General features: G+C 49.5%; 13 protein-coding genes and 1 tRNA gene. 1 reads left to right on the top strand and 13 read right to left on the bottom strand.

Features of this window, described 5'->3' with window-relative positions; all coding sequences use genetic code 11:
- Positions 1 to 95: 95 nt before the first annotated feature.
- The 10 genes from JW881_11940 to JW881_11895 all read right to left on the bottom strand — a co-directional run bounded on the left by JW881_11940 (position 96) and on the right by JW881_11895 (position 9,145).
- Positions 96 to 1,253: a radical SAM protein gene (locus JW881_11940; protein MBN1698216.1), complete on the bottom strand. Its 1,158-nt coding sequence runs from the start codon at positions 1,251 to 1,253 to the stop codon at positions 96 to 98.
- Complete coding sequence (gene rlmB / locus JW881_11935; protein MBN1698215.1) at positions 1,250 to 1,984, bottom strand: 23S rRNA (guanosine(2251)-2'-O)-methyltransferase RlmB; 735 nt, start codon at positions 1,982 to 1,984, stop codon at positions 1,250 to 1,252. Before rlmB ends, JW881_11940 begins: the two co-directional genes overlap by 4 nt.
- 166 nt (positions 1,985 to 2,150) lie before the next feature.
- Complete coding sequence (locus JW881_11930; GenBank protein MBN1698214.1) at positions 2,151 to 2,666, bottom strand: hypothetical protein; 516 nt, start codon at positions 2,664 to 2,666, stop codon at positions 2,151 to 2,153.
- A gap of 354 nt (positions 2,667 to 3,020) precedes the next feature.
- Positions 3,021 to 3,093, bottom strand: a tRNA-Lys gene (locus JW881_11925).
- Between the two features lie 198 nt (positions 3,094 to 3,291).
- The gene (locus JW881_11920; GenBank protein MBN1698213.1) at positions 3,292 to 4,440 is read right to left on the bottom strand and encodes a hypothetical protein; all 1,149 of its coding nucleotides are present in this window, start codon (positions 4,438 to 4,440) and stop codon (positions 3,292 to 3,294) included.
- A 23-nt stretch (positions 4,441 to 4,463) separates the two neighbouring features.
- Positions 4,464 to 5,084, bottom strand: a complete 621-nt coding sequence (locus JW881_11915) for a hypothetical protein (GenBank protein MBN1698212.1) — start codon at positions 5,082 to 5,084, stop codon at positions 4,464 to 4,466.
- Positions 5,085 to 5,147: 63 nt separating this feature from the next.
- The gene (locus JW881_11910) at positions 5,148 to 6,353 is read right to left on the bottom strand and encodes a hypothetical protein (GenBank protein MBN1698211.1); all 1,206 of its coding nucleotides are present in this window, start codon (positions 6,351 to 6,353) and stop codon (positions 5,148 to 5,150) included.
- A gap of 358 nt (positions 6,354 to 6,711) precedes the next feature.
- Positions 6,712 to 8,067, bottom strand: a complete 1,356-nt coding sequence (mtaB, locus tag JW881_11905; GenBank protein MBN1698210.1) for a tRNA (N(6)-L-threonylcarbamoyladenosine(37)-C(2))-methylthiotransferase MtaB — start codon at positions 8,065 to 8,067, stop codon at positions 6,712 to 6,714.
- An 81-nt stretch (positions 8,068 to 8,148) separates the two neighbouring features.
- The gene (locus JW881_11900) at positions 8,149 to 8,778 is read right to left on the bottom strand and encodes a tetratricopeptide repeat protein (protein MBN1698209.1); all 630 of its coding nucleotides are present in this window, start codon (positions 8,776 to 8,778) and stop codon (positions 8,149 to 8,151) included.
- A complete protein-coding gene (locus tag JW881_11895) occupies positions 8,768 to 9,145 on the bottom strand; it encodes a polymer-forming cytoskeletal protein (GenBank protein MBN1698208.1) in 378 nt (125 codons plus the stop codon). The genes JW881_11900 and JW881_11895 overlap by 11 nt, the downstream gene beginning before the upstream one ends.
- A gap of 98 nt (positions 9,146 to 9,243) precedes the next feature.
- Here JW881_11895 and JW881_11890 point away from each other — a divergent pair, with 98 nt between their 5' ends.
- Positions 9,244 to 10,167: a J domain-containing protein gene (locus JW881_11890; protein MBN1698207.1), complete on the top strand. Its 924-nt coding sequence runs from the start codon at positions 9,244 to 9,246 to the stop codon at positions 10,165 to 10,167.
- Positions 10,168 to 10,178: 11 nt separating this feature from the next.
- On the opposite strand, the gene JW881_11885 is transcribed toward JW881_11890, so the two are convergent.
- The 3 genes from JW881_11885 to JW881_11875 all read right to left on the bottom strand — a co-directional run.
- Positions 10,179 to 10,511, bottom strand: a complete 333-nt coding sequence (locus tag JW881_11885) for a rhodanese-like domain-containing protein (GenBank protein MBN1698206.1) — start codon at positions 10,509 to 10,511, stop codon at positions 10,179 to 10,181.
- A 174-nt stretch (positions 10,512 to 10,685) separates the two neighbouring features.
- Positions 10,686 to 11,180, bottom strand: coding sequence for a VanZ family protein (locus tag JW881_11880; GenBank protein ID MBN1698205.1), 495 nt, complete (start codon positions 11,178 to 11,180; stop codon positions 10,686 to 10,688).
- Between the two features lie 32 nt (positions 11,181 to 11,212).
- On the bottom strand, positions 11,213 to 12,061 hold an 849-nt coding region (locus tag JW881_11875; GenBank protein ID MBN1698204.1), incomplete at its 5' end, for an AAA family ATPase.

Below are 12,061 nucleotides of genomic sequence, written 5' to 3'. Positions count from 1 at the left end.
ACTTTTTTTGTCTGACGCATTCTGAAAAACCACTTCAGTTTTTTTTTCACGCAGGCAAACAATAACTTTTTACGGTATCCCTGTCAAGTGCGATTTCATCCTTTTCGCGTTCTCAAGACGGGCAATTCAAAATGACATAACCGGCGGTAGAGTGACGAGGAACCCGTTCGAAGAATTTCGAAAACCGTTTGTTTAACGCGTTTATTCAGCCGGGCCATATTATCGATCTCTTCTTTTATTGACGAAAACGGCTTCGTGAGTTTTGAAAGAAGGTAGGCCCCATAACCGAATGAAGAAGGTTGAGCCCGTATTTTGAGAAGATAATCGATATGTTGCAGCAGCACGATTACCCTGTCGTTTTCATCGAGCAGCGTATCAAAAAGTCCGATGGGAATGCGCAGCGGCATACGGTATCGCGATGCGATCGGGGCAACCCGTCCATGAACCATATCGGTATACGAGGATACCGGATTTCCCCATTCATCGTTTCCGTAGACAGCGCGGTATTTCTCCGGTATGTCCGGAAACGACGACCGGATCGTGTTCATGAAATAATCCCCCTGCCGCCCCCTTTTCATGGTCATCGGACCGAAAATAACAAAGTCGGCCCCGGCTTCGGCGGCTTTTTTTACGGACGCTTCGATCAGGTCTTCCGTATCGGTGACAAAAGGAACGACGGGAAGCAGGAACATGCCGCACGGGATGCCTTCCTTTTTCACCAGGGCCATCACCTCGAGCCGTTCTTTCGGAGAAGGAACGCCGGGTTCCAGGAGCCGGCCGAGTTTTTCATCGACAGTTGAAAAACTGAAGGACACGATCGCACCGCGCTTTTCATGTATTTTTCTAATGAGTCCGATATCTTCCGCCACGGACGTGGATTTTGTCAAAAGATGCACCGGGTGGGAAAAGTCAAGGCAGAGGGAGAGGGCCTGCCGGCAAAGCCGGTATTTTCTCTCGACCGCCTGGTAACTGTCCCCCACCCCGCCCCCCATAAGAAAATAAGAAGCTCTGAAGGGTTTTCGTTTTCGCGCGGGATCGAGTTCGCGGCGCAATAATTCGATCGCATTCACCTTGACATCGATATCGTGTCCGAACTCGCCCTCGACGAGGTATTTTTCACTTCTGCCGTCACAATAGATGCAATTATGAACGCACCCACGGTAGAGGTTCATTCCGTAACGTGAAATGAACCAGGAATCGATTGTTTTATATTTCCGCAGTATTGTTTTTGCGGTCACTTCCCGGATATTCATTTTTTTTCAAGGCCCTGTTGGCGCCTGCATTCGTAAAGGAGTATCCCGGCGGCAACAGATACATTCAGGGAATTGATATGCCCCCGCTGCGGGATGCCGATAATCGCATCGCATGCTTCCCGTACCAGCCGTCTCATCCCCTTTCCCTCGCTTCCAAGGATTATTCCGATTTTTCCGGTAAGGTCAACATTATAAACGGGCACGCCCTCGGCATCAGCCCCGTATATCCAGAATCCGTCTTTTTTCAAAAGATCGATTGCATGCACGAGATTCGCCACAACCACCTGGCGGACGTATGCCGAAGCACCCGCGGAGGTGACATGAACTACACCCGTTTCATGCGCCGACTTCCGCTTCGGGGCGATCACACTGTCAACCCCGAACTGGTCTGCGCAACGAAGAATGGCCCCGTAATTATGAGGATCCGTTATCCCGTCAAGGAGGAGAACAACGGGATGGGGGGAATCGATTTCGGCAACAAACGACCCCTTTTCAACCCGTTCTTCCGGAATACCTTCTATAATCAAAAGAAGACCGCGGTGTTTTTGCCGTTCGCATCGTCTGTCGAGTTCATCCTCACTTACCTTTTGCACGCGGATACCTTTCCGTTCCGCCAGTGCCATGATATGACCGCACCTTCCTTTTTCCCTTGAATAAAGCAGGCATGCCTTCCCCGCCCCTTTTTCAAGCCGTTCTTCAATCGAATGATACCCGAAAATGATTCTATCCATATCTCTACCATTGCGTGATAACATCGAATTTGTCAATTGTGTTCGGGCACCGGAGAGAAAAAAGCGGTACGGGATTGCCGGAATTCTTACCGGGACATCGGTTATCGTGAAGCTTGAAACGGGGAAAAGACATGGAAAAGGTGAGTGTGGTTTTACGGAATTATCGTTACCCCTCGGCTTTTTCGATAAGCTTATTTATTTTCTCCGCGAGACTCTGAAGCTTGTCTTTCCTTCTCAGCCTAATCCTGATCCCTTTTTCCCCGGCAAGAACCTTTGAGATCTCCATATCGATTCTGTAGACCGGTCCGGCTATTTTATGGGAGTAAAAGATTCCAAGCACGGAAATAATGATCATAATGATGATATTATTGAAAAGAACCGCGGGGAGAACGATCTGAATACGATTGACGGGGGGAAGGGGTTCCGTCGTCTTTACCGGATCGCCGTATTCATCAAGGATGTGATTCCCGTCGTTATCGACTGCATCGATCTGCCTGTAAACGATAATAAACTCACTGAAAATATTTTCTCCCGCTATATATGAAAACCAGTAAAAGAGACCGACACCGACGGTAAAAATGATTAAAGATATCCCTATATAAAGAAGAAATGTGGCAATAAACCTGAACTGAAACTTTTTGTCTATGACATATGTTTTTCTTTTGATAAACGTTTTTCCCATATCGCTCTTCCTTACCTCCTCTTTTCAGGCCTGTAATATATAATGAATAAAGAATAGTCATAGAGGCTCACTTATATCATTATATAGTCTTTGCGAAATTGCAAGAGTTTTTCGGTATTACTTTGGTCAAAATCCTTTTTTTTATGGATTGACTGCCTTCAGTGCCCCTCGATCACGCCGAAACGATGTGTTCACGCCGGGTCCATTCCGATCATGGACCTCTCCTTCTTGACACGCTCATGAGACCCGATACCGGTATGGTCCCCGTCATCGATGATCTAAGAATCACATTAAAGCGGTGCACCCTGACGGGCGCGCACAAAAAAAAGCAGGATACCTCACCTGCTTTTATTATGAGCCGCGAAGGATTCGAACCTTCGACCCACGCCTTAAAAGGGCGTTGCTCTGCCTACTGAGCTAGCGGCCCGTTTATCCTGCTAACGATATAGTGTGCCGGGAATTTTTACGGTTACTGTTATAAAACCCGGGTCAGCTTTTTTAAATCATAATACAAGGTTCTATATACCAACTTATCCGTGACATGTCAACACTTTTTACAGGACCTCACCACATTATTTTAAACATTTTCTCTGAAAGGACTCATACTACCGCGATTGACATCCCGTTATAGTGTAAAGTCGAATCCGATTATCATGTTATAGGCCGGTCTGAATGACGGTTCGGTTGAAAGCTCGCTCCCGAATATCGCTACATCGATCGTGAAGAAGGTCAAATCAACGCCGAGTCCGGCCCCCGGCAATCCCTCCGCGAATCCGGCCCGAAGACTGATAATATCGAGGATGTGCCATTCCAGCCCCAGCCCGAGATGGAGAAACCAGTTTCTTGCAGTTGCCGGGTGCGTGAGAAAATCGAGGATATCCGTATAATCGAGATACAGGACCGGTTCTCCGAGATAATAGTGTAGCCTTCCGAGGGGGAGGGCGAACCTGATACCAAAGGAAAGATCGCAGGGAACGGTGCCGTATTCGGATGCGGGATCAGAGAAATCTTCGAGTGAATCAAAGCGGAGCCGCCAGGTCGGGGTATAGGCGTCGCGGGCAACGAGTCCGATTGAAAAAATATCGGCTATCGTATAAAGCAAACCGATATCGAGCCCCGCGCCGCTGCTAATGTAAAAATCCCCTTCGAAAAGGAGCTGCAAGGGGTCGGAGGTCGCCGTTTCCATGATTTCGAGCACGGACTGGATCAGACTGGTTGTCGAACCGCGGCCCAGCGCCTTCAACTGCACCCCGATATCGAGGGTGGTTTCTCCGATCGGAACCCTGAACGCGTAACCGGCCGTCAGAAGGAGATTTTCCAGAAACGAAAACTGGAGGTTGTAGGAGCCGCGCGTCTGAAACTCGATATCGGCCCAGTTGAAAATACCGAAACCGAATCCCCCCCCGATATAGGCAAAGGAGATAGGACCGACAAGTTCCATCCCCGCGTAGATGGTGGTCAGCAATTCCAGAAGCTCAGAGTTTTCCGTGATATCCGAATCCTCCAAAAGCGCGCCCGTGACATCGAATACCGGACCCGTCAGATGCAGGGTCAACTCGGAAAGGAGGAATCCGGACTCCGCGGTCCGCAGACCGGCGGGATTATGGAAAATGGTCCGGTGGTCGTCCGTCATAGCGGCGTGCGGACCGCCCAGAGAAGCGGACCGGGCGTTCGAGGGGACAAGGGAGGGCTCAATTTCTCCCGAAGCAAAGAGACTGCCGATTCCCGCAATAAAAAGCAGCAATATAGCATATAATAGTCTTCTCGTTACCATACGAACATCCTTTGCTTTATTGATCACGGAGTAAGGAAACATTCCATTAACGTTAAGCCCAGTTCCGCGTTTACATTATTAATTGCAGTCAATCCCGCCGTTGCATAAGCAACACCTGCTATCTCTTCCGGTGTCGATGGAGCCGCAAAGACGAAAGGAATTAATGAAAAATCTCCTCCCGTCGCGTTAAGAAGTATTCCGGTACCGCAGAAAAAAGAATCGATCGCGTTCAAATCAGCGCCATTGACGGCAGCAGCGTCGAAATATGTTCCCGCGTCGATAAGACAGGCGGTATCGAGAGAGTTTTTAAAGGCAGTGTAATCAGACGGCTGGCTGATGATGACTTCGGTGACGCCGGAAAGTTCGAGAGCGCAGAAAGCGGCGACGTAATTCATTTCGGCATTTTTGGGGGAGTCTTTCAGGGCGTCTTCGAGTGCTTCAAAAGCCTTTTCTATCTTGCTGTTTTCACCGGTGCCCAACGCGTCCCACCCGTAATCGATCAGACGTTCGTCCGAAAGGTCCTTCGGGTCGTCCTGGAGAGAACCGAAAATACCGGTGGTATACAGATCCTGGCAGGCGACCTGCAGCATAAGCAGCAAAAGACAGACGCACGTCCCCATCATGATCGCTTTCATTTTCCCCATATGTTCCTCCTTTTCTCTATCGGCCATAATCGGCATAAAAGATAGAGACGTTCACCCCCTCAATCAGAGTGCCAGCCGCGCGGCCACTTCTATGGCAGAGCACGAATTGGGGACATCGCCGGCACTTGTTCCCCGTTCGGTGGTAAAGAATGCCATATTTATATCGAGAAACCAGAGCTTGACACCCGCACCGAGACTGAAATGACCGCCTGCGAATCCCGCCTTGAGGCTGAATATTTCGAATAATGTCGCTTCCGCCCCGATGTGAAGCAAAAGTAACGGATCCCTGTGCTCGGCGAATACTTCGACAATATCCTGAAGATCCAGATGGAAAACAGGTTTAACGATATCCTCCAGGTCCCCGAGGTCGGGATGAACGGATACGCCGGCACTCACATTCATGGGGATGATATACCGTTCCTCCGGTTTCTCCGCGTCTTCGGGAAAGACGCCCGAGTCGGCCAAAGAGGTCATGATTTCGTCAAACGTGCTTTCACGATAATCGAAAAGCGTCCCCCCGATATCCCTGAACGAAAGCCCGCATTTGATAATCCCGAAATCCGCGATAAGTCCCGCATCAAAGCCGATACCGATACCGCTCAAAGCCGGCGCATTGTCGAGCACCCCGATGACGTCACTTCCCCCCGTGATATATTCTTCAAAAAGCCGCACGGCGAGCGTTTCGGTAACGGGAACATACACCCGGGCCATGGGCCTGACATCGGCCCCGATACTGAGGCTGAATCCGGGAAAGGTGAACAAATAAGCGTATCCCAGCACAAAACCGAGGGTCATATGCACGCTTCCGTCCGTCTGTGTCAACTCTTCATTCCCGTGAAGATACGAATCGAAAACAAATGCAGCACCGATGCCAAGCCCCGCCTTGACGAAACTGATCAGCCCGGCATAGCCGCCCCCGTATCCGCCCGAAGAAACAAGGTCGGTCAGCAGGCGGTCGGCACTTACACTCGAACTGTGATGAAGCGTCATCAGGGTAAAAGGATCAGAGTAGCCCCACGGGGTAATTGAGGCAATGGTAAGACCTCCGTCCCCGACGGCAAACCCCGCGGGATTATAAAAAAGTGAATTGTATCCGTTTGCATCGGCGGTAAAGGCCCCTCCCTGGGCCATGACGGCCGGATTGACGGGAAGAAAGGGCGGCTGTTTACTCACCGGACCCCCATCCTGTGAAAAAGAATATACGCCAGCCACCAGCATGAACATACTGAATAGTATAATATATTTCAACATATTAATCATCTTATCCATCTCATTCATCCTCCTCGACGTCCTCTGCCATCCGATCGTTCATCTTTCCCGTTTCAGGGTTGCCTCTTTCCGTTTGTATTTTTTTCAGTATGCACGCCCGATCCTGAAAAAAACCTCCGACTCCGGCAGGCAAGGCTTTTCCACCGCCCGTTGCCGGCCATACTTCTTCATCCCGAGCATCACTTCCCCTTTGTTTTTGTTATGACATTATAAATCAGCGAGAAGGCCGTACATCCTTCTAATAAACAATATATCTCTTTTTCCATAAAAATCCAAAATTTCACCCTTCCCCGTTATTTTTTTCTCTTCCACCGTCAGTGATTCCCTTCCCGGTCCTACTGCAACAGGCGCCGCCCGGTCATATCAGCATCCTGCAAAAGCGTGCGTTCACCGGGTCCCCGGTTTTCTCGATAACCGCCTCGGCGAGCCTGCCCCTTACCGCCTCTTTTTCCGGAATACCCGCGATGGAAAGCCGTATATAATTGTCGGACAATCCCTGAAATATCACCTTCCCATTATCATCATTATAAAGGCTTTTTTCAAGTATGACACGGACCCTTTTTCCCCTGAAGCCGGAAATATAGGTATCCGAAAGGATTTTAGAGAGAGAGAGAAGCTCCGCAACTCTTTTCTTCACCACCGACGCTTTCACGCGATGCGTTAAAAGCCAGGCTTCCGTTCCTTTTCTCGGTGAAAACGGAAAAACATGCAGGGCGGATAATGCGCACGAAGTAATGAGTTCCCGGGTCAACGCGAAATCTTCATCCCCTTCACCGGGAAAACCGACGATTATATCCGCACCGATAAAACAATCCGGCTTTACCGCCCTGAGCAGGCGGACGGTTTCCCTCACCCTTTCCGCATTGTAGCGGCGCTTCATCCCGCCGAGTATCCGGTCGGAACCGGACTGTACGGGAAGATGGAAATGGGAACAAATACGGGTATCGGAGAGGACATCCGCAAGTTCATTATCGATCCGTTCGGGTTCGAGGGACGTCAGTCTGATACGGGCGCTGCGGACTTCAGCGAGAATCCTCTTTAACAGGGAAACAAGCGTTTCACTTCCATAACAGTAGTCGGTGATATTGATTCCCGTACAGACAATCTCCCTGAATCCCTTTTCCTCGAGGAAACGTATCCGTCTGATTATTTCCTGCGGGGAAAGGCTTATCGAAGGGCCCCTTGCAAGCGGGACCCTGCAATACGTACATCGATAGCTGCATCCATCCTGGACCTTGAGAAATGCCCTGCTGTGGAGGAGAACGTCGTCCGTATAAAACCGGAAACACGCGGTGAAAGATCGCTCTTCCCGGGTTTCAAGGAACCCGGTGATGAATGCTTTTTTTTCTTCAATCGAAGCGTCGAGAAACGCTTTGACGGGAAGACGGTCGAACATATCGAGAAGAACCGCCTTGCGGTGTTGGGGAACGACAACGACATTCTCCGCGATGCGGGAAAGATACGGCCCGTCCAGCTCGGCGTAACATCCGGTAATGATGATGAGCGCATGGGGATTCTCCTTGACGGAGAACCGGATGGCCCTGCGACATTTCTGGTCGCTTTTCGAGGTAACGGTACAGGTATTGACGACACAGATGTCCGCTTCTTCTCCTGCGGAAACAAGGCTGATACCTCGCCGGCGCAGCGTACAGGCAATCGCTTCGCCTTCGGCCTGATTGACCTTACAGCCGAGTGTTTGAAGCAGCACTTTCATCCGACAAACACTTTCATCCGACAAACACTTTCATCCGACAAACACTTTCATCCGACAAACACTCTCATCCGTCAAGCACTCTCATTCCGCCAGTTTCTGTTCAACCGATTTTTTCCCCCGTTTTGCCTCCGAATGGTCCTGGTTGAGTTTCAGCGCGTTCTCATAGGCTTCGAGTGCCGCCCGGTAATTTTTGCCCATCTCGCGCGCGTATCCCAGCCGCGCCCACCAGTCCGCCTGCTTGTTGTCATAGTGAAGGGCCGTCGAGAACGCGATATCCGCATTGTTGAACTCGCCCAGCCGTATAAAAATCTCTCCCATATAATTATAAATGATACTTATGTTTTTATCCGCAACGGCAATGGAAACGTATTCTTCACAATATTTCAGGGCTTTGTCGTTGTCGCCGAGATAATAATACGCTTCGACGGCGCTATATATATTTCTCTTGTCATAGCGTGATATCTTGAGTGCCTTTTCCGTATATCTGGCCGCATCTTCGTATTTTTTCTGGGCTAAAAGCGCCCACACTAAAACGACATAGGAATCGAGCCGTTTTGGCGTCTCCTCCAGTTCCGCAAGGCATACCTTTTCCGCCTCGGCATATTTCTGCTGCCTGTACAAAGCGAGTGCGTCGGGTTTCTCCTGCGCAAGCGCGGCTATCGGAACAAGGAAACAGAAAACAAGAATGAACCTCCGCAATCTACCGGCCATAATTATCCCCCTGTCCGCTTCCCTTCATAATACAATTCCCGTTAAACCGCGCACCGCTTTCGATTTCAATCTCGGGGGTCACAATGTCACCGGTCACAATGGCGGTGGAAAAGAGCTCCACCTTCGCATCCGCTGTGATATTGCCATTTATTTTCCCTTTTGCGGAAACGATATGTGCCTTGATTTGCGCCTCTACTTCCGCCCCTTCGTCAATATACAGATCTCCACTGGCATCGATTTCACCATTGATCTTGCCTTTTACCATAAGCGGTTTGTTGAAACTCACCATACCGGTAAAATCGATATCGTCGGCCAGAATGGTATCGATATTGTTTTCCTCGACCTTTTTTATCCTTACTTCAAGCATACGTTTTCCTCCTCCCGCAACTATACTACCGTCAGAGACATTAATTGTCAACAGAACTCCCGACGGCCTCATTCCCGGGTACCGCGCCCGGCGGACCTATGGAAAAAAAACGCTATACCCTGTATAATGGCACCGTAATGGAATACAGGGTTCAACGGATTATCGAAACGATAAAAGCGTCTCTCACGAGGGACGGCAGGTGGCGTCTTCCCACCGACAACCTGATCCGGCTTCTCGATATCGATCCGGCCGAGTTTTACAGAACACTCTACCGTGAAAAGGACAACCTTCCCTTATTCGACATGATAGATTTATTTACGGATAACGATGCGGGAAATCTCATTGCCCTTCTCGAGGAGATCGAACGATTACCGCTCATCGATAAAAAGGACTCCAGAAGCGAATATCCGCCGTTACCCCGCCGTAACGGATCGAGGATCGAAGAAGCCTTTGTAAAGGCCGGACTCTTTATTCCACATTCGGACAGAATCGAACTGATGGAATGTTTTATTTCTGAAGTCAATGCCCGGCTTTCCGCCCATTCGATACACCATGAGGATTTTACATCCATGTACGGCGTCGCAGGAGATTTTTACCGCGCACTCGATATGTATTACGCCGAATATTTCTCTCTCGGGCCGATGATCGAAAAAGCCTGTTTACGTTTTATAGAAAAAAAACACCTCGATACAACCGCATACGCGACCGTCCCGGCATATCTTTATTCGCTGTTTCAACGCCATATTTTCGATCCCCGCGGACTTTTTCTGTTCATCGAAAAAAAACTGCACTCCTTCATAAATAAAAATAACGATTCCGAACAGGATGAAAAACCCGTCTCCGACATCACACGGGCAAAAAGAATACTCGGTCTCGAATCAGGTCTTATAACCCGGAAGCGATTGAAAAAGCGATACGTCACCCTCATGAAAACCTATCATCCAGATATTAATCCGGAAGGACTTGAAATGTGCAAGCGGATTACCTCGGCCTATTCCTTTCTCCGCACGGTCATATCATAACGCCCGGGCCGTTAATCCGAGACGAGGGGATATTCCAGCCGTTTCCAGCCGACGATCCCCTCTCCCATATTGTATACACGATGAAAACCCAGCCGTTCGAATATACTCATCGCCTTTCCGCTTCTGTTTCCGGTTCTGCAATAAACAAGCCAGGTCGCGTTTTTATCGAGTTTATCGAGTTCTTCCTCGAATGCGGCTGAATAATAATCGAGGAGAATGGCGTCCTCCAGATGGCCGTCATCATATTCTGCCGGAGTTCTGATGTCGAGAATATGAAAATCATCTTTTCCCTCATTCTCCAGGACGAGTTTATATGCGGACTCGGGTGTTATGGTCTTAACCATCTGTTCTCCCTCCCCTCTGCTGTTATTCGGTTCCGAAAAACAACCGGAAAATGAAAATAAAATCATTAATATAACTATTCTATTAAACATTTTTTCCTTACTCCTCTTATTAGATTACTTATTTGGTAAATTTAAGAAAAAAAGAGTTTCAGGGCAAGGGAATGTGACGGAATTTCAGAGGTTTCCCGCGTGGTGTTTCGATTTCCTTTTGAGGAAGCATATCACGAAACAGGACCCGACACCGACGGATGCGCCTATCGAATCGGAAAAAAAATCGAAGATATCCGGAGTCCTTCCGGTAAAGGATTGCAGTACTTCGATAATCCCGCCATAAAGGGAAAGCAGAATAACAAGAAGCACCGCCTTTTGTATCACAGAGCGCCTCTCCCCGATAAACGACAAAAACGAAAGAACTCCCAATACCGTATATACGGAGGTATGGAGGAGTTTGTCGAACCAGTCTATCCCGGGCGGATTGATGATAATTTTCGGTATAAGGGAAAAAACCAGGATAAAGACGGCGGCTGAAAAGAAAGCCGCCTGCAACAATCTCCGTGCCGCCATCAACGCCCCCGATCGCATCTTTTGTCGATCCGGATAATTGCCCCGACCGGCCGTCTCCATAATGACGAGACATCCCGCCGATACCACTCGAGGAAAATTCCGCATATATGCCGCCCATTGTTCGCCGTGAGCATCCGTTATGATTTCTTCTTCCTGAACGCGAGGCCGTCCTTTGCCTTTCCGACGATAACCGCATCCCCCTCGTTGATGTTCCCGGCGAGAATCTGTTTAGCCAGGGGATTCTGGATCAGGTTCTGAATCGTCCGTTTCAGCGGACGCGCACCGAATTGCGGATCATACCCGATCTCGGCGAGATAGGCTTTTGCATCGTCACTCACTTCGATGGTCATCTTTTTTTCTTTGAGGCGTTCTCTGAGATATCCGATCTGGATATCGACGATGGATAGTATTTCCTTTTTACCGAGACGCTTGAAGGTGATCGTCTCGTCGATCCTGTTCAAAAACTCCGGCTTGAACGTTGCTTTGAGAAGGGTGTCGATATCGGCCTTGACCTCATCGATATTCTTCGCAGCCTGGATAAGATCGCTTCCGATATTACTCGTCATAATGATGATACTGTTTTTGAAATCGACGATACGTCCCTGGCCGTCGGTGAGCCTTCCTTCGTCGAGAAGCTGGAGAAGTACATTGAAGACATCGGCATGCGCCTTTTCGATCTCGTCGAAGAGTACCACCGAATACGGTCTGCGTCTGACCGCCTCCGTAAGCTGGCCCCCTTCCTCGTATCCGACATATCCGGGGGGCGCTCCGATCAACCGGGAGACGGTATGTTTTTCCATGTATTCACTCATATCGATCCGGGTCAGGGCCTTTTCGTCATCAAAGAGAAACTCTGCGAGTGTTTTCGCGAGTTCCGTCTTTCCGACACCGGTGGGCCCGATGAACATAAAGGTACCGAGCGGTTTGGCGATATCCGAAAGGCCGGCCTTGTTCCGGCGGATCGCGTCCGAAACCGCCCTGATCGC

This window comes from Spirochaetales bacterium, from assembly GCA_016930085.1.
Lineage (GTDB): Bacteria > Spirochaetota > Spirochaetia > SZUA-6 > JAFGRV01 > JAFGHO01.
This window is presented reverse-complemented; position numbering and strand designations above follow the sequence as displayed.

Bases quoted from the DNA above. Each gene is read 5' to 3' on its own strand.
- JW881_11940 (MBN1698216.1), bottom strand. From the start codon at position 1,253: ATGAATATCCGGGAAGTGACCGCAAAAACAATACTGCGGAAATATAAA.
- rlmB (MBN1698215.1), bottom strand. From the start codon at position 1,984: ATGGATAGAATCATTTTCGGGTATCATTCGATTGAAGAACGGCTTGAA.
- JW881_11930 (MBN1698214.1), bottom strand. From the start codon at position 2,666: ATGGGAAAAACGTTTATCAAAAGAAAAACATATGTCATAGACAAAAAG.
- JW881_11920 (MBN1698213.1), bottom strand. From the start codon at position 4,440: ATGGTAACGAGAAGACTATTATATGCTATATTGCTGCTTTTTATTGCG.
- JW881_11915 (MBN1698212.1), bottom strand. From the start codon at position 5,084: ATGGGGAAAATGAAAGCGATCATGATGGGGACGTGCGTCTGTCTTTTG.
- JW881_11910 (MBN1698211.1), bottom strand. From the start codon at position 6,353: ATGGATAAGATGATTAATATGTTGAAATATATTATACTATTCAGTATG.
- mtaB (MBN1698210.1), bottom strand. From the start codon at position 8,067: ATGAAAGTGCTGCTTCAAACACTCGGCTGTAAGGTCAATCAGGCCGAA.
- JW881_11900 (MBN1698209.1), bottom strand. From the start codon at position 8,778: ATGGCCGGTAGATTGCGGAGGTTCATTCTTGTTTTCTGTTTCCTTGTT.
- JW881_11895 (MBN1698208.1), bottom strand. From the start codon at position 9,145: ATGCTTGAAGTAAGGATAAAAAAGGTCGAGGAAAACAATATCGATACC.
- JW881_11890 (MBN1698207.1), top strand. From the start codon at position 9,244: ATGGAAAAAAAACGCTATACCCTGTATAATGGCACCGTAATGGAATAC.
- JW881_11885 (MBN1698206.1), bottom strand. From the start codon at position 10,511: ATGGTTAAGACCATAACACCCGAGTCCGCATATAAACTCGTCCTGGAG.
- JW881_11880 (MBN1698205.1), bottom strand. From the start codon at position 11,180: ATGCGGAATTTTCCTCGAGTGGTATCGGCGGGATGTCTCGTCATTATG.